Below are 25567 nucleotides of genomic sequence, written 5' to 3'. Positions count from 1 at the left end.
CAAAATCTGAAAGTGTAAATTTCAATTTGTGGAATTAACATTTAACCAGTAGCTGTTTGATAAGCTGGATAATTAATTCTCTCTGCTCCATCGAGTAACGGCGATACTCGGCAGGATTCTCCAGCAGCAGGTATTGGGGCGACATGCTTTCACCATGAAGCCGAGCCACCTCCTCGTCAGACAGGCGTACCACACGGATCCCGGGCAAGGCACCGCAGATCTCGGCCTCGGAACAAGGCAGGAAAGCCACCGAGTTCATGGTCAACAGATGGCTATACCATTCATCTCGCGAACTGACTCTCTCTATACAATCTATGTCGGCACCGTTTTGGCGAGCGAACACCTCTAGTGGGTCGATCTTGTCGTTAAACCCCTTACCATCCAGGCAGAGAAAGGGGTGACGACAGATAGTCTCTAGGGTCAAAGGCTCACTCTGAGTCCAGATGGCATGCTCCTCATTAGCCGCCAGACAGACACTGCTCAGACAGCCTAAGGTCTCGACCGATAATGAATGCTCGTTGCAGGCATCGAAAGTCACCCCCATATCCAGCTCACCGTTATGGATCTGATCGGCTGAGTCATCCCCCCAGATCACAAACTGAAGTTGACTAAAGGCGGTCTTGGCATCGCTACGGGCAAAAGCCAGGGAGAGGCTGGCCATGATACTCGAGGTGACAGCGATTCTCAGGCGATCGCTGGCCAACTCACTACTCTTTTCGCTGATAGACTGTTCTATTTTTAAGACGGCTTCACAGAACTGACATACGGGCTCGTAGAGAAACTCCGCCATAGGGGTGGGCTTGAGCCCGAGTTGGCGACGATAAAAGAGCTCATCGTCGAAGGTGGCGCGTAACATATTCAAACAACGGCTAATTTTAGGTGCAGATACATTAAGCTGCTTTGCCGCTATGTTGGCATGTCCAGTTTGAAAAATGACTTTAAACACCATCAAACAAAACACATCGAGTTCGCTGATTTTCTTAAGTGTTTGATTGCTCATCGATACTATTGTTTATGTGAGTAATCTAATATTTATAACACAAGAAATATAGAAAACGATATAGCCATTAGTCACACAATTATGCTTGGCTTGTCGAAGTCAGAAATAAGTGCTAGACGGGGGCAATGCAGGCATGTCCCCTACTAACCGGAAATGCTCGCCACCTCGGATGGCGTTAGCGGGCGATATTGGCCAACGGGCAGGGTCTCATCCAGAGTTAGCTCCCCCACGGAGAGCCTGTGTAGTGCCATCACCTGATTACGAAAACGGCCAAACATCCGCTTAATTTGATGGTAACGTCCCTCATACAGGGTGACGCGTGCCAGATGAGCGTCGAGGATCTCCAGCTGTGCCGGCTGAGTGGTAATGTTCTCATAGGCAAAATAGAACCCCTCGGCGAAGGCTTTCACATAAGCCTGGGTGAGTGGCGCCTTCAGGCTAACCAGGTACTGCTTGGCCACCTTGTGCTCGGGTGACATGATGCGTTTCGACCAGCGACTGTCATTCGTCAGTAACAGCAATCCCGAGGTGTTGAGATCCAGCCGCCCTACGATATGCAGCCCCTTTTCCTGATAGTCAGGCAAGAGATCCAACACCGTCTTGTGCTCGCTATCCTTGGTCGCGCTCACCACGCCCACAGGCTTATGCAGCATCAGATAGATGGCCTCCTCCTGCCTGAGCGACTGACCGTCAAGCATCACATGGGAGAACTGATCTATCTGACAGTCGGCGTCTCGCACCAGCTGACCGTCGACGCTCACCCTGCCCTTGGCCAAAATCAGCCTCACCTGTTTGCGCGGGATCTGACACTGCTGACTGATAAACCTGTCCAATCTGGCTCGCTTAGCGGACATTGTCATCCGCCATAGCTTGCTCGGCCTTTTCAACTTCAGTGCAAGGCACCAGCTTATAGGCGCAGCGCCTAGCTCCCTCTATGATATGCTCCTCTCGGCTAACCTTAGCCAGTCCGGCAAACAGCTCCTGGAAGAGTTGTAACTCGGAGCGGCAAAAATTGGCGCAACGAGTCGCAGCCGCGCAAATGGGGCAGTGATTTTCCAGCAGCCAATAGACACCATCTTGCGCCTCGACGGAGGCGACATAGCCCTCCTGTGTTCTGAGCCTTGCCAGCACCGCGAGCTTGTCCGCCAGGCCGGCGGCTGGCGACAGCGCCTCTTGGTACAGGCGCCGACTCGCCTGCTCTCTATGTTCGATCAACTGATCCAGCCCTTGGTCGCCAAAGATCACCCGCACCGAGTCGATCAGCTGACTGGTGAGTTCATCGTGACGATCGGGAAACAGCTTATAGCTCTTCTCGGTAAGTCCCCAGTACCGGGTAGGGCGACCGCGACTGGCCTTTCTATCTTCGATACTCAAGATCCCCTCATCCTCCAGGGCCTGCAGATGCTGTCTGACCCCCATGGTGGTCAGCGCAAATTGCTCGGCCAATACCTTGGCGGTACTAGGCCCCTGGGTCTTGATATAGTCGATGATCTTTTCGCTGGTCTTCTTACTCACCCGCCGTCTCCTCTGAACTCACATGCGCCCATTATTACCTATTCAGAGATTAAGTAAACTTTTTTATTTACTTTAGTCTTTACAAAATTAAATAAAGCAACTAGTGTATAAAACATTAAATAAATAAAAAGGTTTACATAATGAAACTTCTTATCGTCAGTGCCAGCCAACGTCTAGGTTCTCAGAGCGCCAGAGTCGCCGGATATCTTAGCGAACAAGCCAGTCAATTCAGTGAGATACAGCATGTCGAATTGTGTCGCTACGATCTGCCCTTCTGGGACGGCGACAGAAATGGGGCCGCACTCCAGGCGAGCGACTGGCACAAGCTCGACCCTCTGGTAAAGCAGGCCGATGCATTGGTGCTGATCACCCCTGAATGGGGCGGCATGGCCTCGCCAATGCTGAAAAACTTCCTACTGCTTTGCGACAACCAGGCTACGGCCCACAAGCCCGCCCTACTGGTCGCGGTCACCAGCGGGATCAGCGGCGCCTACCCTATCGCCGAGTTAAAGATGAATGCCCTGAAGAACAACAAGCTGGTACCTATCCCTGATCATCTGATCATTCGTAATGTCGAGCAGGTGTTAGGCGACGGTGAAATCGATGCCAGAGAACAGGGACTGAGAGAGCGTATCGATTACAGCCTGCATATGCTCGGTCAATACGCCGACGCCCTCGGCGCCATACGCCGGCGTCACAGGGAACAAGCCTACCCCAAACAGCAAGAGTATCAGTACGGCATGTAGCAGGCCGCGAGCGCTAAAGCCAGCGCGCTAAATCCAGAGCGCTAAATCCAGAGCGCTAAAGCTGCACAAATTTAATGGAATACCACCAAGCTAACAGAGAAGGAATTTAATCATGATCCAGCTAGAACATATCAATCTCGTGGTCACAGACTTAGACGCCAGTCTCAACTTCTACCGCGCCGCCTTCCCTCACTGGTCGGTGCGTGGCGGCGGTAAGGGCAGCTGGTATGGCAAGCCACGCAACTGGGTTCACTTCGGTGACGACTATCAGTATCTGGCCTTCAACGATGACGGTGAAGGGGAAAACCGCGATCTCAAGGGCCATCGGGTCGGCCTAGCGCACTTCGCCTTCACCACCCAAGATCTCGAAGGCGTGATAGCCAGGCTGAGTCGAGCGGGTTTCGAGGTCGACAAGGTGGGACAGGACGATCCCTTCCGTCGCAACGTCTATTTTATCGATCCCGACGGCTATGAGGTGGAGTTTGTGCAATATTTAACTGACCTGCCAGCGCAACGCAATCGCTACGACGCCTGATCACAGCCTCGAACTTTAAGTCAACTGGGTATGATAGGCCGCAATATTTTGCAGCGAAAGGCCTATCCCCAGTAAACGACTAGGGTGAACAGCAGAAGATAGAAGAAAAAGCCTGCCAGGTAGACGGCATAAAAATCGTTTTTCGCTAGGCGTTTCTCCCGATGGAACAGCGCCGGCCAATACAAGGGCTTCTGTACCCGGCCAAGGGTCAGCAGCGCGATCACCACGGCACCGGTAGTATAGAGAACAAATGAGAGGCATATCTCCCAGACAAACCAGATAAAGAGCTCGGTAAGACTCGCAGCTAACATAATGCCTCCTAGTATTGCGCCGCCATCTTGAGAAGAAACAGCGCAAACCCGGCCCCTGCGAGCAGAAAGATGATCACCATGATAGTGAGCGTCTTGGAGCGCATCATGGACTGCAGCAGGGCAAATCCGGTATCCATCTCAAAATAGTCTTGCATGAAAGAGGAGCCGGTCTGTGGCGCAGTAGCTATATTAGGCTCGGTTGCGGCAGCCTTATCTGGCGCTGCCATCGATGCCTTATCTGTCGTTGCCATCGATGCCTGATGTTTCGAGGCCTGATGTTTCAAGAAATTGTTTGGGGAGGTTTTCATCGGCTTTCCTTAGCGAGAAATATCATTGGACTCTATTACTTAACCTGGGGAAAGTCAGGTTAACTTTTATTCACTTCTCGCTTGTGAAGTGCCAATTTATCGCTATCGCGGCTCGAAAAGAGCTGTTGTTAGAAACAGTTGATAAGAGTCCTCAAAATACATGCTTAAGCCTGATCGACCGGCCCATCGGGTTTGATGAAGAAATGAATTTCGAAACGGGTATCAGGGGTAAGGGGCTTGATACTGTGCCAGTAACCGGGATGGGAAATCGCCGTTTCGTTAGCCAACAGGCGCACCTCGCGATTGACCTCTCCCTGTTTGTCTAGGTTGCCGAAAAACATCAGCTCCCCCTGGATCACATGGATCTGCTCATACACGCCGTGACGGGTAAAATGCCGCTCACGGTAGATGGCTGGCATATCCTGCTCGCTATACACAGGGGTCTTCTTACACTTCACATATCCTTTAGGCACAAATGACATTATAAAGCTCTCTTATCACGGCCGGTTGCCGTCTATCCGAAAGCTAAACTTAGTCTAAATTTTGCCAAAGATCTAAGACAAGCTAACGGCAAGATTGCACTTCATCCATAAGGGATTACACTGTGTCCAAAATTCAGCTATCTCAATGACCATGACAGCTTCATCTGACTCTTCGTTTCACTACAGCACACACTTTATTCTGGACAAAGCCTATTATGGCGAGTGCTTCGATGCCTCTGTGACCCAAGATGCCCCCCGCACCGCATATGCTAAGACACTGGGTTTCCTGCTCGTCGGCCTGGCGCTGCTATTAACGGGGGTCAACGCCTACGCCTCCTGGTTTATCATCGCCCTCGGCGTGCTGGAGGCCTTGAGTATCAAGTTTAAGCGTCCCTGGTACCTCGCCCGCCAGATGATGAGTAAGGCCGCCGGTAACGAAGCCTGCCTCACCCTGGACGAGCAAGGAGTCAAAACAGAATCTCTCTATGTTAAACAACTCCTGCTGTGGGACGATATCGACACCATTCAGGAGACCACCACAGGTTTTCTGCTACTGTCTAGCGGCCAAAAACACTATCTCTCGAAACGCTTTCTCGATGAAGCCAGCCGCGAGTTTGTGCGCAACAAAGGAGCCTAGCAGGGCTAAATTTGACGCAGTTATATTAAAATTTGTATAGATTCCGATAAAAACGCCTCGCTTTGTTATTATGCAAGCAAAATGCGACAATAGCGCACATAACAACAAGCCCTAAGGACGGTCTCCGCCCCAGGGCAAACCAAATATGGAGTAACGATGATCAGTAATCAGAAACTCGTCGCGGCAATCTTAGCCGGCTCGACACTTTTTATTTCGGCTTGTCAAACAACCAACCCGTATACCAACGAGACCCAAAACGCCAAGGCGACTAACGGCGCCATCATAGGTGCCATTGCCGGTGCGGCGATCGGTGTAGCCTCTTCGAGCAAGAGCGACCGGGGTAAAGGTGCCCTTATCGGTGCAGCCTCAGGCGCCGCGGTCGGTGGTGGTATCGGCTACTACATGGATGTGCAGGAAGCCGAGCTGCGTAAACAGCTACAATCGACAGGCGTAAGCGTCACCCGCAACGGCGACAACATCATCTTGAACATGCCAAATGAAGTGACCTTCGGCGTCGATCAGTCGGTGCTAAGCAGCCGCGCCAAGAACGTGCTGGACAGCGTCGCCCTGGTGGCCAAGGAATATGACGAAACCATGCTGAATATCATGGGCTTCACCGACAGTTCGGGCAGCGAGTCATACAACCTGCGCCTGTCTCAGGTACGTGCCGCTGAAGTGGCTAACTACCTCATGTCTCGTGAAATCGAGAACCAGCGCATCAGCTCTATAGGCATGGGCGAATCTCGTCCGATTGCCGACAACTCGACGCAACAAGGCCGCGCACAAAACCGCCGTGTCGAAATCGTACTGAGCCCAATGCCAAAGGCCTAACCCGCTAGTATTTTAGCGTCCCTCGCTCTCTGCAGCCGAGGGACGCTCCTTCCAAAGCTTTCCCGCAAAAAAGATTCACAAATCCATTCCCCAAAATTGCTCACATAGGTCTAGACTTATTCTTAAGCAATAACAAGGATGTGGATGCCATGGCGCCTACAGGGAAAAGCATTGACCACTCACCATTTGCGCAGCTTATCTGCGATGAGCAAGGACTGATCATCGAGGCCAACGACGCCCTTTGCGCCTTGTTTAAGCTTAATGATGCGGCCATCATCGAGCACCCACTCGATCAGCTATTGACCCTTAATCAAATCGATTCAAGCACCTCACTCATTGATGCCATCGCCCATGCATTAACAGAGGAACGATCCCTCGACGTACGCCTCCACCGCCAGTCTCAGACTCCTTGGTACCAACTGCTCCCCCACCGTCTAGACGACAGTCACTACCAGCTGCTGTTTGTCGCGCAGAGAGATGATCCCAATATTCAGCAGGCCTACCTCAAGCGTTTCGAGGATTTTCTCTGCTCGGCAAATATCGGCATCTGGCATTATGACTCAGCCACAGGCCAGACGCGTTTCTCCAGCAGGATGAAGGAGTTGCTGCAGCTGAGCCATCACAGTCCCCTAGACTGGCAGGTGCTACAGCAGATGGTCAGGATGAAAGACCGCCATAAGTTCGATAGCTTTCTCGCCCCTTCGCCCTCGGGCAAACATAAGACTCAATTTCGTTTTCGTATCGACTCAAAAGATATGGAGAGGGTCTATGAGCTGTTCGCCGAGCATATCTTCCTGGACAATGGCCACTTTAAGCTGCTCGGCCTCATCAAAGATCAGACAGAATCCAACGCCATGCTCGACGCCCTTAACGAGGCTAACGAGTCGAAGAAGCTGGCGCTCGAGGCCGGTAACATAGGTAACTGGCGGGCACAAATAGATGAACGGGGACGATGGATCTGGCAGTGGGATCAAAGAGCCAACGAGATGTTTTGCCTCAACTTTGAAGATATTGGCGTATTAGAGAAGTGGGCCGAACGGATCCATCCAGAAGACTTACCCACGGTAATGACGGCCGTCGAGGACTCCCTGGCCAACGGCACCCCCTTTCATCAGGAGTATCGCGCCATTCTGCCCAACCAGGAGACCATCTACATACTTGCTAAAGGCAAGGTGAGCCAGGGACAGAACAATCAAAATAGCCGCATCGACGGCATCTGCATCGATCAGACCCCCATCTATCAGGCCCGTCTGGCGCTGCAGGAAAGCTACAAATCGTTGGAGAGCCGGGTCAAGCAGCGCACCACAGAACTGCAGCTTGCCAAGGAGCGAGCCGAAATCGCCAGCCAGGCCAAGAGTGAGTTTCTCTCGATGATCAGCCACGAGCTTCGCACGCCGATGAATGCGGTGATCGGTGCGCTGGAGCTGCTGTCACTGGCTGATAAGTCGAGCGAAGAAAGAGATCTTATCGAAACCGCCTCGACCTCGGCCAATAACCTCATCTATATCCTTAACGACATACTAGATATCAACAAGATAGAGTCGGGCAAGATGCAACTTGAGCAGCAAGACTTCCACCTCACCGGAGTCATCGCCGATCTGATCAAGAGTTTCTCGCCTGTTGCCAGCCGCCAGGGGTTGAGGTTCGCCGTAGAGGAAGCCCTGGATCTGCCCGAATGGGTCGAAGGAGATATCGTCAAGGTGCGACAGATTCTCAGTAACCTACTCAGCAACGCGATGAAGTTCACCCACAGCACAGAGGAACAGACGGGCTGTGTCTCGCTAAACATCGCCGTGAGCGAGCAGAATGATATCGTGACCCGGGTGCGTTTCACTGTGACAGACAACGGCATAGGCATAGACAAGGCGACCCAGAAACGTCTCTTTACCCCCTTCGTACAGGCGCAGCGCTCTACCACGCGTAACTATGGCGGCACGGGACTCGGGCTGGCTATCTGCGGCAAACTCACCAACCTGATGGGCGGTAGTGTCAATCTCGAAAGCGAGCTGGGTCAGGGCGCCCAATTCTGTGTCGAGCTTCCCTTCTGGCGCGCCCATCGCCATGAGCAGAATCATACGCTTTCCCAACACACCATAGGGATAGTGAACCTGGGACAGCCCCAGAGTAAGATGGACTGGATTAAACAGTGTTTGACCGACAAGGGTGGCAGGGTCAAATGCTACCAGGCCGAGCACCTGGGTTTCGACACCCAAAGCCTGCAGCTGGTGATTATCCTCGCCACAGGCGAGGCAGACGAGCTGAGTTTTCTGGTCAATCAGGCGGCGAGCCCCAAGGGGCATAGTAACTGGCTCGTGGCCCTGCCCCAACACCAACGCAAGGCGCTAAAGCAGGCCATTCCCCAGATAGACACCCTGGATATCTATCTGTTATCCAAGGCATTGCTGCTCAAGGCGGTGCAGAAACGTCTCGACACCGACCTCGCCATCGATCTCGAGGAGATGGAGTTAGAGCTCTTTGACTCCTTAACTCAGGAGCCAGAACCTCGACTCAAGGGGGATGCCGACATACTGGTCGTTGAGGATAACCCGTTAAATCAGAAGCTTATTCTTAAACAACTCGACATGCTTGGCTATCGTTGCAACCTCGCCGAAGATGGCCTCGCCGGTGTACACCTGTGGCAATCGGCGAATTACAAACTGATCCTCACCGACTGCCATATGCCCAATCTAGACGGTTATGACATGTCCAAACAGATCCGCCAGATAGAAACCAGCACCCAACGTAAGTCGGTGCCCATTGTCGCCATCACAGGCGCCGCCATGGCAACCGAACTCGACGACTGCTATCGCTCGGGCATGAACGACTTTGTCAGCAAGCCCGTACAGCTGAGAGACCTGAAGAAGGTCATACAAAAATGGTATCGCCATGAAGAATAGTCCCCAGATCCTCAACCCTAAGATCATGCGCGATCTCATCGGCAATGATCCTACCCTCATCGCCCAGTTCAAACAGGACTTCGTCAGCCAGGCGCGCTCCAGCCTGCGCGAACTCGCTACCCACTACAACAACCGCGAATTCAAGGGGCTCAAGCAGGGGGCGCACTTTCTCAAGACCTCTGCCAAGGCGATTGGTGCCGAAGAGGTTACCGACAAACTACAGCAACTGGAGTTCGCCGCCATCGAGCAAGATATGGCTCAGTGCAAGCAGCTCATCATCCAGCTCAAGAACGCCCTGCAATCCCTGATAGAGGTGATCAACTCATGACCCGAAAACCTAGCGTCGCCAGCCGTCACCCCGAAGTGATCATGCTCTATGAAAAGGAGGAGGATATCTCAGGCGCGGCTAACATCATTGCCGAACAGGTCGACGAATACCGCACTGTGCCTGTCACTAGGCTGGTGGGCGAGCAGATAAAAGAGCATAAACCCTCGGTGATCCTCTTTGCCATGAGCACGGTGAAACTCAGCATAGAGCTCTATACCAAGCTCTTGAAGAATCAGCAGATCGTCCACAGGCATTACGCCATTGTGCTGTGTAAGAACAAGGAATCTGGTTTGGCCTTTCGCAGCTGCATCAAGGGGGTATTCGACAACTACTTCGTCTATCTCCCCCTGTATGAGAAGTTTCGCCTGAAGATGATAGTCCACAACGGACTGAGACAGAGTCAGGGGGATGACCATTACGCCGGTCTGGATGACGACCAGCTAGAGCGGATAGACACTAACCTCGCCTCGCTGATCGAACTCAGCAGTCAGTGTAAGCGTCAACTATTGGATTCAGTCGACTCCTGCAAGGCCTCCATGGAGCAGTCGACCGAGCAACTCCCCCATGGCGACGAGGGCATGGGTCACGACAAGGCACTGGTCAAATCGCTGGCGAAGCAGCATATCGAGCCCCTACTGACCCAGCTTGAGGTGGAGATCAAAGATGGTCTGGATCTCATCCTGGCGCAGCTCACCAGTCGCCACAGCGAGATCAAAGATATCAAGCAGAAGGTACAGGCTAAACAGAAAAGCAGGCTCCCCAGTCAGGCCCTGGTTTCCTCCCTGTTTGATGAGCATGACGCCAAGCCGCCCAAGAAGAAGATCTTAGTGGTGGAAGACAATCAGATATACCGCGAGATGATCGTCAAGGTGCTGGAGCAGGATGAATATGACACAGAGCAGGCCTGCGACGGCCTGACCGCCCTCAAGATGATCAAGGGGAACGATTACTCGTTGATTCTCATGGATCTCTATATGCCCCACCTAGATGGCATCAACACCACCAAGCAACTCAAGGTCCATAACGACGGTAAGGACATTCCCGTGGTGGCGCTGACCAGCAACAACAACCGTGAGCTGATCAAGCGCTGGGCTCAGGTGGGACTGAAGGGGTACATTCTTAAGCCCTCCAATCGCACCGAGATCCTACAGGCGGTCAAGACCGCCATCGAATATGGCTAAGCTTTAGCCTCACCGATAGGCAGGATCACCCGGCCATATTCCTGATTAAGCACCTGGGCCATGGCAAAGTAGATGGCGCTGGCGCCGCAGAATATCCCTTCGAATCCGGCGATCAATCCAATCGACTCGCTACCAGTAAAGTCGCGGGCCGCCAGCAGGAAAAACAGCAGGGTCAAGGAGCCAAATACCACTTGCTTGGCGCGAGGGTAACGCAAAGAACCGACAAACATGAAGGCGGTAAACACACCCCAAAGGCTTAGGTACCAGCCCATGAAATGACTCGGACTGGCGGCGGCAAGTCCAAGCTTAGGCAGCATAATGAGTCCCACTAAGGTCAACCAGAACAGGCCATATGAGGTAAATGCCGTGGTGCCGAAGGTGTCCCCCCGTTTAAAGCACATCATGCCCACCAGCACCTGGCCCAGACCACCGTAGAAGATCCCCATCGCCAAGATCATGGCATCGATGTCAAAGAAGCCCGCATTGTGTATGTTCAACAGCACAGTCGTCATACCAAACCCCATCAGACCCAGAGGCGCAGGATTGGCCAATTTTGTCGACATTTAATTCCCCTCGTTATCGCTCGCAGTAAATGCGCCACCATGGCGCGGTCAAAATCGCGGCGGATTCTAGAGCAGTCTTAAGGACACTACAATGCCTGCCCGAGTCGGCGACGCGTCATAACAAAAATAGATACAAAACAATAAGATAAGAGGTAAAGTCGAGTGATGATATTAACGGAGCGTAAAAATATCCAATAAATTCATTGAGATAAATATCTCCCCACCGCCAAGACGATCAAGATCACGTTAACTCACTTTTTGAGGGTTGCGTCACAAAGCTTGTTTCGGGTCATCTCAGGCGAGCGCTCCTACAACAAGTAAAACCCGGGTAGACAGGACAAGCCTCACATTTTACGGCTTTACGTGATCGACCTATCAAAAAAATCAGCAGAAGATCTTAGTTAACCATCTGCTGATCTAGATCAGTTTTGCGTCTCAGATAGCGCCTGTGCCTGGGCGCTTAGAGAGCATTCATAGCTTATGCGTAAAGCTAATGTTTAAAGCTAATGTTTAAAGCTAATGTTTAAAGCTAATGTTTAAAGCTAATGTTTAAAGCTAATGTTTAAAGCTATGACTCAAGCCCAGACCTTAAAGGCAGGGCTCTAAGTCAGGGCTTAGCTGCACCTGGCCATCAGGAAGGCATTCACATAGCCGCCATCCCGAAAGGCGTAATCTTTGGCCTCGCCTTCTATCACAAAACCATGGGACTTGTAGAGCGTAACCGCGGCCTCGTTATCGGTATAGACCTCAAGTTCGATACGACGCACCGCCAGCCAGTTGGTCGCCAGATCTATCATTGCTGCCAGCAAAGCACTGCCGATCCCCTGCCCACGCGCCGACTCACACACCGCCATGCCAAAGTTGGCAACATGCTTGCGCCTGGCATTGCTGTAGACCTCCATGCCAAGCTGCCCCACTATCTGCCCATCACGAACGGCCACCAGGCTGTAACAGTTCTCCGGCAGATCCTTCAGGCGTTTCTGCCAGAAGGCCAGCGACGGATAGGGACGCTGCAGTGTACCGGCATAACAGCTAGGCTGACCGTACAAGGCGAAAATCCCCTCTATGTCGCCATCTGTGCTGTGACGAATAGTGATATCCGGGGCTTGGGGGGAATCAAACTCTTGCTCTGCCATAAACGTCCTATATTTCCTTATAAAAGAAGGCAATATGCCATAGGTACAATAAGCATAGCAACGCCCTTATTCTCCCGTGGCAATGGGTCGCTGCGCGGGGTTGCCCATGGCGATCAGCTTAGGCGCCAACTTCTGCGCCTCGCTGAAATCCTGCTTACTCTGCCAACCGAACCATTGGTTGGCGATCAGCGTCTGCGCCACGGGCCCGCCTAAGGTGTTACCCGGCCCCAGCACTATCACGCAATCAGGGGCAAACTCCTTGACCGCTACGGCCATCGCCTGACTAAAGTCATAGGGCGCCACCACCTGATGATCTAAGGTGTAGCTGTGCAGTCGTGCCAAATCAGTGGAGAAAGGATTCCACACATGCCCTCGGCCATCGACCATGGGCAATCTGGGACGATGAAACAGCGACTCGGGCAGAGCCTGCTCCCCCCGGCGCGCAATATCCATCAGCAGTGGCGAGTGAAAGGCGCCATGGTTATACAGTCGCATTGGGTAGCGCTCTTCAAGCCTTGGCAGCAAAACCTCAGCCTGAGTCAGCCCCGCCTCGTTACCCGCCAGCACCCTATATCCCCCCAGATGAATAGAGGTATAGAGCTCACAGCCGGCCTGCTCATTCACCTCGGCGATCACCCTGTCCAGCAGTGCTGTCTTGGTCTTGTCCCGGCGCCAGTTATCGTCCATCTCTGGATAGATCATCTGTCCGCCAATCAGGCCATCACTCATCATGCTGCCCATGGTGTTGATCACCTCAATCGCGCCGCGCTCATCCAGGGCGCCGGCCAGCGCCAGGGCGATATACCAGCCCATGGAGTTACCCGTGACCGCCACGATATCGAAGCGCTCACGGTCGATATCCATAAAGTCGGCCATGGCGCAGGCATAGATTAAGGCCGAGGCATTTTCCCCCGGGGTGTGCAGCTTAAAGGAGTATTTACCCTGAGCATCGAGCTCGGCGACGGGCTTCTGCCCCAAATCACGCCGATAGGCATCGATCGCCTCGATAAAGGCAAGCTTGTCGCTATGGTACCTGGCGAGATAACCGAGCTCCTCCTTGTTGTAGCACCCTCTTCCCGGCGCGACCACCAGCGCTCTTAGCTTGCCTGTCGCCGCCGTTTCGCCTGTCTTCATCATCTTAGCTTCCTGTGTCATAAGGCTTGTCTCACTCCTGTGCGCTGGATGGTTTCACTCCCCTCGTCGTCCTTTGCCTGCTCACCAATCAGGGCCAGGGCGGCCTCGACTATCTGCGAGCGCCCAGGCAGCGGCAGGGTCGCCGCCTCCGCCAGTGGAATAAAGCAATCCTCGGCGGTCAGCCTGGCCATCTGCGGCGCAAGATCCCCCAAACGCTCATGCACACAGGTGACTATCGCCTCGCTTACCGAGCCACTGCGGCGGCATTCATCGACGATCAACAGGTGTTCACACTCGCTGACCGCAGCGATGATCGCCTCCTCGTTAAGCGGGATGAGGTAGCGCAGATCGATAACCCGGCAATCTATCCCCTGCTCGGCCAACTCACGCTCGGCCTGACGGCTGAGGTAATAGCCGTTGCCATAGCTGAGAATGGCCAGGGTCTTGCCCTTACCGTAGACACCCAGCTCACCGTAGGGCAGCGCCTTGGCCTGCTCCTGAGGACAATAGGCATGACTCCAGAGGCCGTCGCCCTCCTGGTGCAGATCCCGCGTCATGTAGAGGGCGATCGGCTCAAGGAAGATCACCAGTCGCTGCTCCTGCTCGGCCAGCCGCACGCATTCACGTAGCATCCCCATGGCATCGGCGCCGTTGGAGGGACAGGCCAGGATGAGGCCAGGTATATCGCGAAACACCGCCAGAGAGTTGTCGTTATGGAAGTGGCCGCCGAAGCCCTTCTGATAACCCAGACCGGCGATGCGGATCACCATGGGATTAGTAAATTGGCCGTTAGAGAAGAACGGCAGGGTCGCCGCCTCGCCGCGGATCTGATCCTCGGCGTTGTGCACATAGGCGAGGAACTGGATCTCGGGAATCGGGAGCAGGCCGTTGTGGGCCATGCCGATGGCCAGCCCCAATATGGAGGTCTCATCGAGCAGGGTATTGATCACCCGGTTAGGCCCGAAGCGCTCCACCAGGCGCGAGGTGACATGATACACCCCGCCCTTCTTGCCCACATCCTCGCCGCAGACCACTATGTTCTGCTGACGTGCCATCAACTCTGTGAGGGTCATGTTGATCAGCTTGCCCATGTGCAGCGGTTTACCCAGGGAGTTCTTGTCTGCGCTGAATAGCCGCGCAAAGGCTTCTTTGGACAGATCTTGGTGTGACTGAACCTGGTCATTTACAGGCGGGACCACCGCCGCCATCGCCGTCTTGGCACTGGTCAGTTTTGGCCGCTCGACCGCGACCTTGGCAATGGCCGCGATGCGCGATTTGAGGCTTTGGTACTGCTCGACGATTTCATCCGGGCTCATCAGCTTGGCCTCGATGATCTGCTTGGCCGTGAGCAGCAGTGGATCCTGCGCCTCGTTGTCTAAAATCTTCTGTTTGTTCAGATAGGCAATCTCGGCGTCGCTGCCAGCATGCCCCATCAGGCGAACCGTTCTGACATGTAAGAAGACGGGACGGCGCTTGACTCTGGCATACTCAGCCGCCTGGCGACTGACCCGGTAGCAGTCCAGTAGATCCCGACCGTCACAATAGAAATACTTGATGCCGGCGCGATCTTTAAAGTTGGCTGCGATCCAGCCGCTTGGGGTGGCGGTGGAGATGCCGATACCATTGTCTTCGCAGACAAACAGCAGCGGCAGTGGCACCTGCTGATAGGCGGCCCAGCCCGCGGCATTGATCGCCGTCTGGGCGCTGGCGTGGTTCGCCGAGGCATCACCAAAGTTGCAGAACACCAGGCTGTCCTCGGGCAGGGCACTGTCGATATCCAGCCTCTGAGTCAGGGGAATACTCAGGGCTGCCCCCACCGCCTTAGGCAGGTGAGAGGCGATGGTGGAGGTCTGCGGCGGTATCATCAAGCGCTTACTGCCAAGTACCTTATGGCGTCCGCCCGAGATGGGATCTTCGCTGGAGGCGGCGAAGGAGAGCAGCATGTCCCACAGAGACGTCTCGCCGGGCACCTGGCGCGCCCTCTCTATCATGAAGGCCGCGCTGCGATAGTGCAGAAACGCCATATCGGTCGGGCGCAGGGCCGCGGCGCAGGCGGCGTTGCCTTCGTGGCCCGAGCTGCCTATGGTATAGAAGCCCTGATTACGGGCTCGCATCTTACGGGACTCGAGATCCAGCAGCCGGCTCTTCATCTGAGACTCAAACATGCCAACAAAATCGGCATCGCTGAGCCCCAGGCGAGTGTGGCACCAGCCCTGCTCTATCTCCAGGAAATCTTGCTGAGATACACGTTCGACAAATTGCCTGTCGAGGGCAATAGCTCTATCTTCCAAGTTGATCTACCTCAATTGGGCGCAACAAGGCCTATACCACGGGCGTTCAACAGGCCGCTGCGACGAGAAGGCGGAGCGACGCCGTCGCTCCGAGCTGAAGGAGAGGAATTAGCCGAAGGCCTGGATACCGGTCTGCGCACGACCCAGGATGAGCGCATGAATATCATGGGTGCCCTCGTAGGTGTTGACGGCCTCAAGGTTCATCACGTGACGGATGACATGGAACTCGTCGCTGATGCCGTTGCCGCCATGCATGTCGCGGGAGATACGGGCGATCTCCAACGCCTTACCGCAGGAGTTACGCTTGATGAGTGAGATGGCCTCGACGGGCAAGGCGTCCTGATCCATCAGGCGACCGGCCTGCAGACAGGCAAATAAACCAGTTGTGATCTCTGTCTGCATGTCGGCCAGCTTCTTCTGAATCAGCTGAGTGGCCGCCAGCGGACGGTTAAACTGGATACGGTCTAGGCTATATTGACGCGCCGCGTGCCAACAGAATTCGGCGGCGCCAAGCGCCCCCCAGGCGATGCCGTAGCGAGCCTTGTTGAGGCAGCCAAATGGGCCCTTGAGTCCCTCGACGTTAGGCAATAGCGCCTCTTCACCCACCTCGACATTGTCCATCACTATCTCGCCGGTGATCGATGCCCGGAGGCTGAACTTACCCTCAATCTTAGGCGCACTCAGCCCCTTCATCCCCTTCTCTAGGATGAAGCCGCGGATCACCCCATCGAGCTTGGCCCACACCACAAACACATCGGCGATAGGCGAGTTGGTGATCCACATCTTGGCGCCGTTGAGACGGTACCCCCCCTCGATGCGCTCGGCGCGGGTCTTCATCCCACCGGGATCTGAGCCCACATCCGGCTCGGTCAGACCAAAACAGCCTACCCACTCGCCGGTAGCCAGCTTAGGCAGGTACTTCTGACGCTGCTGCTCGCTGCCATAGGTATAGATGGGGTGCATCACCAATGAAGACTGCACGCTCATGGCGCTACGATAGCCGCTATCGACCCGCTCAATTTCACGGGCCACCAGGCCATAACTGACATAGTTGGCATTGGCACAGCCATAGGCCTCGGGCAGGGTCGCCCCCAGGAGCCCCAGCTCGCCAAGTTCGTTCATGATCTCACGGTCGAAATGCTCCTCGCGATTGGCCATCAATACCCGGGTCATCAACTTCTCTTGCGCATAGTCGTGCACCATGTCGCGGATCATGCGTTCATCTTCGCTAAGTAGCGCATCGAATTGCAGTGGATCTTGCCAATCAAATTTCACTCGAGCCATGAGTCTGTTCCTTGCTGTCGTTATTGTTGTGGTTGTCGCTGGTGACTAATTCATCACTTGCTAATTCGACTAGCATAGGCATAATTTATCCGTAGGAAAAATATTCTTTTTGTTTAGCTTACATAGTTATTTTCTATATCTTACGTAAGGGTAAAGATGAACCTGAGAGCCCTGAGCTACTTCGTCGCCGTCTACGATAAGGGCACCATCAGCGCCGCCGCTAAGCAGTGCTATATCGCCCAGCCGTCGATCTCCTCGGCCATCAGTCAACTCGAAGACGAGCTCAACACTCAGCTGTTCCAGCGTCACGGCAGAGGTGTGAGCCCCACAGAGTCGGCAGAGCGCCTCTATCCCTTGGCCCAGCGGCTGCTAAACGAGTCCAAGGCGATCGCCTCGCTGTTTAATACGCCAGAGCAGCGCCAACCCTTCAAGCTTGGGCTGATCAACTCCCTCGGGGTACAACGCATGAGCATGCTGCTCAAAGACTTCAGCCAGGCCTGCCATGATATGGAGCTTACCCTGGTCGAGGCCAACGAGCCCTGCGACGCCCGCATCATCACCACCAGTCAGCTAAAGTCGGACGAAGTGTTTCAGCCCATCTGGCATGACGACTACCTACTGGCGATCCCCTCGACCATGAGCCTGGCCCTGAAAAAGGAGATCCGCCTGCAGGATCTCAGCGGCCAGCCCTTCATCCACCGCGCCCCCTGCGAGGCCCTGGCAGATCTGCAGCAGCTGATGGACCTCGAGGGGATAAAGATGCAGATCCGCGCACGGATCCAGACGGTGGAATATGCCGTGGGTTTAGTGGCCGCCGGCGTGGGTATCGCCCTGGTGCCAGCCCTGCCGGTACTGATGGAGCAGAACAACATCATCTATAAGGCGATTGGCGACTTGCAGCTCAGGCGCACCGTCGGCCTGGCCATGCCCAGAGAGGGGGAGCGCACCGAGCAGCAGAGGCAGTTGCAACAAGTCAGTAAACTCTATAGCTAAAAGGGATCACAGGCTCCCTGTTGCTGCGCAACATTTCGCCAAAATGCAACCAACACAAGGCATCAAGCTGTATCATTTTGCATCAGGAATAGCGAAAACGCTGTGCATATATGACGTAAATGGTAATCTTTGTTCAGACTCCTGTTTGATCCAATTTAGTGTATCTATACCCATGAAAAACAAGCTGCTGACAGGCCTACTTACGACTCTGCTGTTCTCCTTTGCCATCCAGGCCGAAGAGCAGAAGGTTCGTCATATGGATGATGAATGCATCGAGGTTGGCCAGTGGCAACTCGGCCTGGCGTTAGGCTATGGTGAGCGCAGTAACCCCATCCGCGACTACGACGATATCCCCATCTACCTGGCACCGACCCTAGCCTACTATGGCGACAGCTGGTTTTTCGACAATGGCAATCTGGGCTACACCCTGGCGGACGAGGAGCTGTTCAGCCTCAACCTGACCACCAGCTTCAGCAGCGACAGTGCTTACTTCTACCGTTGGGATCCGTCGAACATCTTTATCTCTGGTACCAGCCAGCTCAGCTCGACACCGGCGCTTACCTCGCGATTTCAAGCTTTTGGCGCCGAGCCCGAGCCGTTTTTCAACGAACTCGAAGACAGAAAATTTACACTTCTTGGCGGAGCCGAAGCGTTTATTTACACTCCGGTGGGTATAATCAACCTCGCCTTGGCCCACGACCTTTTCGATGTCCACTCCGGCATGGAAGGCAAAGTCAAATGGCTCTACAACCTGTCGCTGACCGACTGGAAATTTGAAGTCGCCGCGGTGGCCAACTGGAAGAGCGAAGAGATCATCAACTACTATTACGGCGTACGTCCAAGCGAGAATGCATATTGGAGTGAACGCTATCGTGCCGGTTCTGGCACTAATTTAGGATTAGAATTGACGACACAATACATAATGAATGAGCACTGGGAGTTGCTCTTCCTGGTACGCTATACCGACTTGGCCGATGCGATCACCGACAGCCCGCTCGTCACCGAAAGTTACGCCAACACTTACTTTATCGGCACAGCCTATAGGTTTTAAGGTTTGTGTTTTCAATGACTTTCAGGCTGATACAGGCAATTCTTGCCATTATTTTACTGTGTAACATTACCTATGCCGCGGGCCAAGAGTCTACGGCCAGCTTGTCATTGTCACCCCAATTTTGCATCACGGCCGATGTCGAACAGAGCTGTGAAATTGAGTTGGTACTGAATTGGGAAACCACCTATCCCCAGGTGGTTTGTATCATGTCGGATCATAGCGACCTGGAAAAGTGGTGCGCCGATTCCCCCAATACCCACTCGCTCACCGTGAAGGTTGAGACACAAAAAGATATTCAATTTGTCATGATAGACAAAGAAAGCCACCAAACATTGGCCGGCGTAAAATTAAAAGTTACCCCTACTTCGTCGCCTCAGGTGAGGCGTCGTTATCGCAACCCCTGGAGTCTATTCTAATGACAGAATCTCAATCGACCCATAGAGTCTTGCTCGTCGAAGACGATATTCGTCTGGCAAACCTGATTGTGGATTATTTAAAGTCGCATGGAATGCACGTGGAAGTTGAGCGTCGTGGTGACACAGTACTGACCCGACTGATCAACTACAAACCAGATATCATCTTGCTCGATATCATGCTGCCAGGGATGGATGGCCTTACTCTTTGTGAAAAACTGCCCGACTACTTTGCCGGCCCTATCCTGCTGATGAGCGCCCTGGGTTCCAACGAGGATCAGATCAAAGGGTTAGAGCTGGGCGCCGACGACTATGTGGTAAAGCCAGTCGACCCTGCGCTGCTTATCGCCCGCATCAATAATTTGCTGCGCCGCACCGCCAAGCCACCGCAGGCCGAGTCTCACTGCCTCAGCTTCGGGAAACTCAGCATAGATCCCCACACTCAGGCGATTCGCCTTGGCGATCTCGAGGTGGATCTCACCAGCCATGAGTTCGAGCTTCTCTGGCTGCTGGCATCGCAGGCGGGCCAGGTACTGAGCCGCCAATATATCTATCAATACCTGCTCAACATAGATTTCGACGGTAAAGACAGGAAGATCGACGTGCGTATCTCACGGCTACGCAAGAAGTTAGGTGACAATATCGAAACCCCATTTAGAATTAAGACGGTATGGGGTCAGGGATATCTATTCGCCCCAGAAGCCTGGAACAACTAACGGAGCTGCGTTGAAACGACTCTTCATCAGCCTATACCTGCTACTGAGCCTCAGTTTTCTCGGTATCGGCTGGACCCTGGACAGCATCTGGCAAAACAATGTCGACGACGGCGGCGCCCAAGACGCGCCGCTCATCGCCTTGGCTCAGCTGATCGGCAAGCTGCCCAAGGCCCAGCGCGAGGCGTTTCTCTCCCAGCTCAGCACCCAACACAGCTACCCACTCAGGCTACTGCCTAAGGCCCAGGTGGCCATCAACCAAGATGAATCCCTCAGCCGCGACAGCGTCTTGGTGACCGCCCCGGACGAGCAACACGAGCTGCATTTTATCGAGATCGATGACCAGGAGATCCTCATGGCAGGGCCCATAGAGATAGATCCCAGGGAGCAGCTGCGCGGCCTGTTTACCCTCTTCTTCTATCTTTCCCTGGCATTGGTCGCGCTGATCTGGGTCTGGCCCCTGTCACGGGATCTCAAGACGCTGCGACTGGCGACCAAGGCATTTGGCCAGGCCAAGTGGGACACCCAGATCCAACTCTCCAGCCGCTCCCAGGTACAGCCCCTGGCGTCAACCTTCAACGAGATGGCACGCCACATCAGCGCGCTGATCGAGAACCAGAAGCATCTCTCTAACGCCGTCTCCCACGAGATCAGAACCCCCCTGGCCCGGCTCAAGTTTGCCCTGGCCCTGGTGCCTCAATATTGTGCCCCCGACTCAGATCCCGAGCGGCGCCAGGAATTTCTCGACGAGATGCAGCAAGATGTGAAGGAGATGGAGACCCTACTGCAGGAACTGCTCACCTATGCCAGCCTGGAGTCACAACAGCAGGATTTAGAGTTTGAATGCTGTGAGCTTACTCGGCTTACCCAGCAGACCATCAGCCGCCTGCAAAACCGCCACAGCATTCCAATTTATTTTGACGAGCAGACACCCGAGCTGAAGGTGATGGGCGATCCTTCGCTTATCGAACGGGCACTGCAAAACCTGATCATCAATGCCCAGCGTTTTGCCAAGAGCCATATCACCATCGCCATCCGCCAGGAAAACAAGTCGGTGCAGCTCAAGGTGATCGACGATGGCCCGGGTATCGCCGCCGTGGATCAAGAGAAGATCTTCGAACCTTTCTATCGCAGCAAGGTGGTACAGAATGGCAACAAGGGTCATGGACTGGGGCTGGCCATCATCAAGCGGATCATGCACAAGCACAATGGCCGGGTGTCACTGGCAAGCGAGCCGGGCAATACGGTATTTACCCTGAGCTGGCCCAGGGTGAGCGCGAACAGACAAAGAAAATAGCAGACGGAAAACGGGCTTAAACGAGTAAGTGGTATGTTGATGCGGCCGAACTCGACATTGGGTTAACGCCAGCCGAGATCATTCGGCATCGATGTCGAAGTCCAGTGATTGGGTCGCGGCGGCGCGCTCTTCCAAGATGGCCGTCTTCTTCGCCTTTAGCAGGGCCAGGCGACGACGGCGATGACGCTGTTTACATAGGCGAATCACCTCATTTTTTTGCGCATCGGAGAAGTGCAGCCAGTTGAAGCGCTCCTCTCTGCTTCGCAGGCAGCCCTTGCAATAGCCCCGAGCGTCTGTCTGGCAGACACCGATACAGGGACTGGGGATCTCGAAAAACTCTAACTGTTCCATGGGGGCTAGCTACACCTAATTGTCTGCGACATCTTGAATATGGGCTCACTTAAGGGGTCGCTAAATGAGCCTATAGTTAAAACATAACCTAAATCTCGGCAACAGGCTAAACTTTATTCATACACTAAAACTGAAAACTCTTGTATAAATAAGCTGATAGCATCAAATTATGATTATTAAGGAGTCTCATGAGTTCACTACGCCTGCTCATCCTAACAATGGCCGCCTTACTCGTAGGCGCCTGTGCCAGCAAACCTACCACAGATTACGATACCCAGTATGACTTCGATACGCTTAAGCGCTTCACCCTGCAGAGTCCTGCCAATATCGGCGACCCCCTCAGCACGGCGCGAATAGACCAGGCCATCGTCGATAGCCTGACTCAGAGAGGCTACAGCCAGGTCGCCGACCAGCCCCAGTTTATGGTGACCTACGGCTTCAAGGTGGTAGACAAGCCCAAGAGCTCCGGGCTCTCCATCGGCCTGGGAACCGGCAGCTGGGGCAGCTCAGGCAGTGTCGGAGTCGGCACCAGCGTCGGTGTGCCACTGGGCAGCGACAGCGCCAAGATGCAGCTCATCCAGATAGACATAGTCGACAGCGCCAGCAACAAGCTTGTCTGGCGCGGCAGCGATAAGTTTGATTACGATGATGGCGGCGAGAAAAAGGCCAGAGAGACCAGGGAAACCGTGAACAAGATTCTCTCTCAGTTCCCCCCTAAGCCCGAGTAGACTCGCACCCGCTATTGATGGGCGTTGACGGTACGCCCTTGCGCCCAGTGACGCAGCGCGGCCAGTTTTTCCCGCATCACCACAGACAGGGGGCGGGTCTTCATCAACTCGCCCAATAAGAGCGCCTGAGACACGCTTTGCTCAGCCGCTCGCGCCGTATAACGCGCGGAGATGATCGCCTGCTCTATCTCGGCGCCGGAGAAGCCCTGGCTGGCCTGTGACAGCTTAACCAGGTCAAAATTGAGCGGGTCGAGCCGACGACGCTGCAGATGGATCAGGAAGATCGCCTGGCGCACGCTATCGTCGGGCAGATCCACAAAGAAGATCTCATCCATCCTGCCCTTACGCATCAGCTCGGGTGGTAGGGCACTGATATCGTTGGCCGTAGCCACCAAGAACACCTCAGATTTTCGCTCTGCCATCCAGGTCAGCAGCGCTCCCAGGATCCGCTTAGAGGTGCCATCGTCGCTGCTACCACTACTGAGCCCCTTCTCTATCTCGTCTATCCACAATACGCAAGGCGCCATAAGATCGGCCAGCGCCAGGGCGTTACGCAAATTCTTCTCCGTCTCGCCGATATACTTGTTATACAGGGCCGACATATCCAGGCGCAGTAAGGGACGCTGCCACATGCCCGCCACGGCCTTGGCCGCCAGGCTCTTACCACTGCCCTGTACCCCCAGCAGCAAGATCCCCTTGGGATGATCGACCCGCCCTTCTGCACTCGATACCGGACTGCGATGGGAGAGCCATTTCTTCAGGTTATGCAGGCCAGCCACCTGAGAGAAGTCGCTGGTGTCATATTCAAATTGCAACACACCTTCCATATCCAGCAGCTTAAACTTGCCCTGGTTGATCCTGTCCACGTCCGAGTGAGTGATGGCCCCATCATCCACTATCGCCTTATGGGCCAGACGGCGGGCATCGTCGAAGGTCAGCCCCCTGAGATTCTCGGCCAGCTTAGCCACGGCATCATCATCGACACTCTGCAGCAGACCTTCGCCACGAGCCTTGTCTATCTGTTCATAGATAAGGTTTTGCAGCTGCACGGTATCGGGCAGCGAGATGGAGAAATGGGCGCAGTAGCGTTTGATCTCGGGCGGAATATCGAAGGCATGGCTCACCAGGACTATAGTATGTTTCAGCGCCTCATACTCTAGGGCGATCTCCTTGAGCAGACGCACATTCTTGGGGGCATTGTCGACGAAGGGATGAAAGTCGCACAGCACATAGATCCCCTGCTGACTGGTGGACTTGATCTGCCCCAGGATCTCTGTGGGATCTGTGTTGAATTTCTGAGTCCCCATCTTCACATCGGCACGCGCCAGCCCTTGGGTGATGCTCCAGGTAAACAGCGGCTGATATAGGATGGTCGATACCCTTTTTAGCAGCTCGATCACCCGATACTCTTCATAGGTTTCGATCACGACGATCGGGGTATTGGAGCGCAGCACGGCGGTGAGATCGCGAATATCTTGCATAGTCATCCTTAAACAGAGCCGCTAGCGATATAAGATTAGTCACTAGCGATAGAAGCATTAGCCACCAGGGCTGGCCCTGGTTCGCCAACCCAAGCGCTATTGATACCCCAGTATCTCAACAAATTCAATTGTTCACGCCATGAATTACCCCACAAAAAAGCCCGCAACGCGGGCTTATCTATTGGCGGGACTCTATATGACTCGCCAGGCTGGCAGGCTATCAGTTAATGAAATAGATAGTTCAACCAGCCCTGCATGCGCAGCAACACCTTGCGCATCACGGCCACGTGGGAGAAATGCTCGGTATAGACGGCCGCCTGACCCGATACCCCGGCGGGAAAGTTACGTTTCGCCTCGTGATCGTCCAGCTCAATCAAGACTATGGCACGCCCCCTTGGTAGTAGCACTCTGGAAGAGACCAATGCCCCCTGAGACTGAAACTCGCCCTCGGCCATGGCTGGCAACACCTTGGCCACCCGTCCCTTAAACACCTGACCCGGCGCGGCGTCCAAGATCATCTCGGCTTCATCTCCCTCCTTGAGGCGCAGCAGGGAGTTTTGCCAGAAGGCTCCGGCAAAGTAGCGCTCCTCGTCGGGAATAAAACTCACCAGGGAGCGTAGCGGCATAGGTACTGCAATCACCCCGGGACGCAGCGCCATCTGAGTGACTATGCCATCGGCCGGCGCCCGCACCACAGTTTGCTCGAGATCGTACATCGCCTTATCCAGTTCGGCTCGGATCCCGGCCACTTTGGTATTAACGCCATCGACATTGGACTCATAGGCGAGCCTGACTCTCAACTCTTCAGAGCGCGCCGCGGCGAGCTGCGCCTCGGAGGCCATGTAGAGCTGGCGTTTGTTATCCAGCTCCAGCTCGGTAAAGGGTGAGTTGGCACCGCCACGCTTGCGCCCCTTCTCGTATCGCTCGAACGCCGACTTGCTTCTGTCTCTGTCGGCCGTGGCCCGTTCCACACTGGCCTGAGCCGTTTGCCAGGCCGCCTCTAACTGGGGCACCTCGAGTTCGGCCGCCGCCAGTGCCGCGCGCTTTTGCATCACCACCGCCTCGAAGGGCTTAGGATCGATGCGAAACAGCACATCCCCCTTCTTCAGGGGCACATTGGGTTTGGCCTCGACGCTGGTCACCAGGCCGCGCACCGCGGGGTTGATGGGAACCGTGGCAAACACCTGACGCGCATAGGGCGTGTAGGGGTGGTTATAGTTCATCAGCAGCACCAGGGCGCCGACGATCACTATGCCGCCGAGAATCGCCGTGGGCACTGTCCATTTGTTTAAGGGTATCTTGAAGATCTTAAAGATGGCGATACAGATGGCGGTGTAGGTCAGAATGAGTAATAGATCCAT

At 54.4% G+C, this 25567-nt stretch carries 27 protein-coding genes; 13 read left to right on the top strand and 14 right to left on the bottom strand.

The features are described from left to right. Positions 1-34: 34 nt before the first annotated feature. From L2731_RS07370 to L2731_RS07360, 3 genes are all read right to left on the bottom strand, one after another. On the bottom strand, positions 35-949 hold the full coding sequence (locus L2731_RS07370; RefSeq protein WP_239851012.1) for a LysR family transcriptional regulator: 915 nt from the start codon (positions 947-949) through the stop codon (positions 35-37). 194 nt (positions 950-1143) lie between these two features. Then, positions 1144-1854 (bottom strand): pseudouridine synthase, encoded by a 711-nt coding sequence (locus tag L2731_RS07365; protein ID WP_249252488.1) that lies wholly within the window; start codon positions 1852-1854, stop codon positions 1144-1146. Next, on the bottom strand, positions 1844-2515 hold the full coding sequence (locus L2731_RS07360; RefSeq protein ID WP_249252487.1) for a helix-turn-helix transcriptional regulator: 672 nt from the start codon (positions 2513-2515) through the stop codon (positions 1844-1846). The genes L2731_RS07365 and L2731_RS07360 overlap by 11 nt, the downstream gene beginning before the upstream one ends. Positions 2516-2655: 140 nt before the next feature. On the opposite strand from L2731_RS07360, the gene L2731_RS07355 reads away from it, so the two are divergent. Together L2731_RS07355 and L2731_RS07350 are read left to right on the top strand one after the other, a co-directional pair. Beyond that, on the top strand, positions 2656-3261 hold the full coding sequence (locus tag L2731_RS07355) for an NAD(P)H-dependent oxidoreductase (RefSeq protein ID WP_249252486.1): 606 nt from the start codon (positions 2656-2658) through the stop codon (positions 3259-3261). A gap of 112 nt (positions 3262-3373) precedes the next feature. Next, the gene (locus L2731_RS07350) at positions 3374-3796 is read left to right on the top strand and encodes a VOC family protein (RefSeq protein ID WP_239849754.1); all 423 of its coding nucleotides are present in this window, start codon (positions 3374-3376) and stop codon (positions 3794-3796) included. Positions 3797-3858: 62 nt separating this feature from the next. Here L2731_RS07350 and L2731_RS07345 read toward each other — a convergent pair whose 3' ends face one another. The 3 genes from L2731_RS07345 to L2731_RS07335 all read right to left on the bottom strand — a co-directional run bounded on the left by L2731_RS07345 (position 3859) and on the right by L2731_RS07335 (position 4897). Continuing rightward, complete coding sequence (locus L2731_RS07345; RefSeq protein ID WP_239849753.1) at positions 3859-4107, bottom strand: hypothetical protein; 249 nt, start codon at positions 4105-4107, stop codon at positions 3859-3861. An 8-nt stretch (positions 4108-4115) separates the two neighbouring features. Continuing rightward, on the bottom strand, positions 4116-4415 hold the full coding sequence (locus L2731_RS07340; protein ID WP_249252485.1) for a hypothetical protein: 300 nt from the start codon (positions 4413-4415) through the stop codon (positions 4116-4118). A 164-nt stretch (positions 4416-4579) separates the two neighbouring features. Then, positions 4580-4897: a TehB-like domain-containing protein gene (locus L2731_RS07335; protein WP_249252484.1), complete on the bottom strand. Its 318-nt coding sequence runs from the start codon at positions 4895-4897 to the stop codon at positions 4580-4582. Between the two features lie 151 nt (positions 4898-5048). Between L2731_RS07335 and L2731_RS07330 the strand changes: the two genes are divergently transcribed. The 5 genes from L2731_RS07330 to L2731_RS07310 all read left to right on the top strand — a co-directional run bounded on the left by L2731_RS07330 (position 5049) and on the right by L2731_RS07310 (position 10771). After that, positions 5049-5534: a YcxB family protein gene (locus L2731_RS07330; RefSeq protein ID WP_239849751.1), complete on the top strand. Its 486-nt coding sequence runs from the start codon at positions 5049-5051 to the stop codon at positions 5532-5534. Between the two features lie 156 nt (positions 5535-5690). Next, entirely contained in the window at positions 5691-6365 is a 675-nt protein-coding gene (locus tag L2731_RS07325; RefSeq protein ID WP_249252483.1) for a YiaD family glycine zipper/OmpA-like lipoprotein, read from the top strand. A 149-nt stretch (positions 6366-6514) separates the two neighbouring features. Beyond that, complete coding sequence (locus L2731_RS07320; protein WP_249252482.1) at positions 6515-9262, top strand: ATP-binding protein; 2748 nt, start codon at positions 6515-6517, stop codon at positions 9260-9262. Continuing rightward, on the top strand, positions 9252-9590 hold the full coding sequence (locus L2731_RS07315) for an Hpt domain-containing protein (RefSeq protein ID WP_249252480.1): 339 nt from the start codon (positions 9252-9254) through the stop codon (positions 9588-9590). Before L2731_RS07320 ends, L2731_RS07315 begins: the two co-directional genes overlap by 11 nt. Continuing rightward, positions 9587-10771 (top strand): response regulator, encoded by a 1185-nt coding sequence (locus L2731_RS07310; RefSeq protein WP_239883886.1) that lies wholly within the window; start codon positions 9587-9589, stop codon positions 10769-10771. Before L2731_RS07315 ends, L2731_RS07310 begins: the two co-directional genes overlap by 4 nt. On the opposite strand, the gene L2731_RS07305 is transcribed toward L2731_RS07310, so the two are convergent. The 5 genes from L2731_RS07305 to L2731_RS07285 form a co-directional block, all read right to left on the bottom strand. Continuing rightward, positions 10768-11334, bottom strand: coding sequence for an acetate uptake transporter (locus tag L2731_RS07305; RefSeq protein ID WP_041510231.1), 567 nt, complete (start codon positions 11332-11334; stop codon positions 10768-10770). The genes L2731_RS07310 and L2731_RS07305 overlap by 4 nt on opposite strands. 614 nt (positions 11335-11948) lie before the next feature. After that, complete coding sequence (locus L2731_RS07300; protein WP_249252478.1) at positions 11949-12470, bottom strand: GNAT family N-acetyltransferase; 522 nt, start codon at positions 12468-12470, stop codon at positions 11949-11951. A 66-nt stretch (positions 12471-12536) separates the two neighbouring features. Continuing rightward, the gene (locus L2731_RS07295; protein WP_249252476.1) at positions 12537-13607 is read right to left on the bottom strand and encodes an ACP S-malonyltransferase; all 1071 of its coding nucleotides are present in this window, start codon (positions 13605-13607) and stop codon (positions 12537-12539) included. 14 nt (positions 13608-13621) lie between these two features. Beyond that, positions 13622-15895, bottom strand: coding sequence for a dehydrogenase E1 component subunit alpha/beta (locus tag L2731_RS07290; RefSeq protein ID WP_239849745.1), 2274 nt, complete (start codon positions 15893-15895; stop codon positions 13622-13624). Positions 15896-16003: 108 nt separating this feature from the next. Next, entirely contained in the window at positions 16004-17179 is a 1176-nt protein-coding gene (locus tag L2731_RS07285) for an acyl-CoA dehydrogenase (protein WP_239849744.1), read from the bottom strand. Between the two features lie 156 nt (positions 17180-17335). Between L2731_RS07285 and L2731_RS07280 the strand changes: the two genes are divergently transcribed. From L2731_RS07280 to L2731_RS07260, 5 genes are all read left to right on the top strand, one after another. Continuing rightward, positions 17336-18172, top strand: coding sequence for a LysR family transcriptional regulator (locus L2731_RS07280; protein WP_249252475.1), 837 nt, complete (start codon positions 17336-17338; stop codon positions 18170-18172). Positions 18173-18344: 172 nt separating this feature from the next. Beyond that, a complete protein-coding gene (locus tag L2731_RS07275) occupies positions 18345-19223 on the top strand; it encodes a MipA/OmpV family protein (protein ID WP_249252474.1) in 879 nt (292 codons plus the stop codon). 107 nt (positions 19224-19330) lie between these two features. Further along, on the top strand, positions 19331-19639 hold the full coding sequence (locus L2731_RS07270) for a DUF3019 domain-containing protein (RefSeq protein WP_239849741.1): 309 nt from the start codon (positions 19331-19333) through the stop codon (positions 19637-19639). Then, complete coding sequence (locus L2731_RS07265) at positions 19639-20352, top strand: response regulator (RefSeq protein WP_011864701.1); 714 nt, start codon at positions 19639-19641, stop codon at positions 20350-20352. Before L2731_RS07270 ends, L2731_RS07265 begins: the two co-directional genes overlap by 1 nt. Before the next feature lie 10 nt (positions 20353-20362). Then, complete coding sequence (locus L2731_RS07260; protein WP_249252473.1) at positions 20363-21646, top strand: sensor histidine kinase; 1284 nt, start codon at positions 20363-20365, stop codon at positions 21644-21646. A gap of 78 nt (positions 21647-21724) precedes the next feature. Here L2731_RS07260 and L2731_RS07255 read toward each other — a convergent pair whose 3' ends face one another. Next, on the bottom strand, positions 21725-21997 hold the full coding sequence (locus L2731_RS07255; RefSeq protein ID WP_239849739.1) for a DUF1289 domain-containing protein: 273 nt from the start codon (positions 21995-21997) through the stop codon (positions 21725-21727). A gap of 188 nt (positions 21998-22185) precedes the next feature. On the opposite strand from L2731_RS07255, the gene L2731_RS07250 reads away from it, so the two are divergent. Then, positions 22186-22725 carry a DUF4136 domain-containing protein gene (locus L2731_RS07250; RefSeq protein WP_249252472.1) on the top strand — a complete coding sequence of 180 codons (540 nt, stop codon included), beginning with the start codon at positions 22186-22188 and terminating at the stop codon, positions 22723-22725. An 11-nt stretch (positions 22726-22736) separates the two neighbouring features. Here L2731_RS07250 and L2731_RS07245 read toward each other — a convergent pair whose 3' ends face one another. Beyond that, positions 22737-24206, bottom strand: coding sequence for an AAA family ATPase (locus tag L2731_RS07245; protein ID WP_249252471.1), 1470 nt, complete (start codon positions 24204-24206; stop codon positions 22737-22739). A 224-nt stretch (positions 24207-24430) separates the two neighbouring features. Further along, positions 24431-25567 carry an HlyD family secretion protein gene (locus L2731_RS07240; RefSeq protein WP_249252470.1) on the bottom strand — a complete coding sequence of 379 codons (1137 nt, stop codon included), beginning with the start codon at positions 25565-25567 and terminating at the stop codon, positions 24431-24433.

The sequence above is a fragment of the Shewanella aquimarina genome, assembly GCF_023349185.1.
Classification (GTDB): Bacteria; Pseudomonadota; Gammaproteobacteria; order Enterobacterales; family Shewanellaceae; genus Shewanella; species Shewanella aquimarina.
This window is presented reverse-complemented; position numbering and strand designations above follow the sequence as displayed.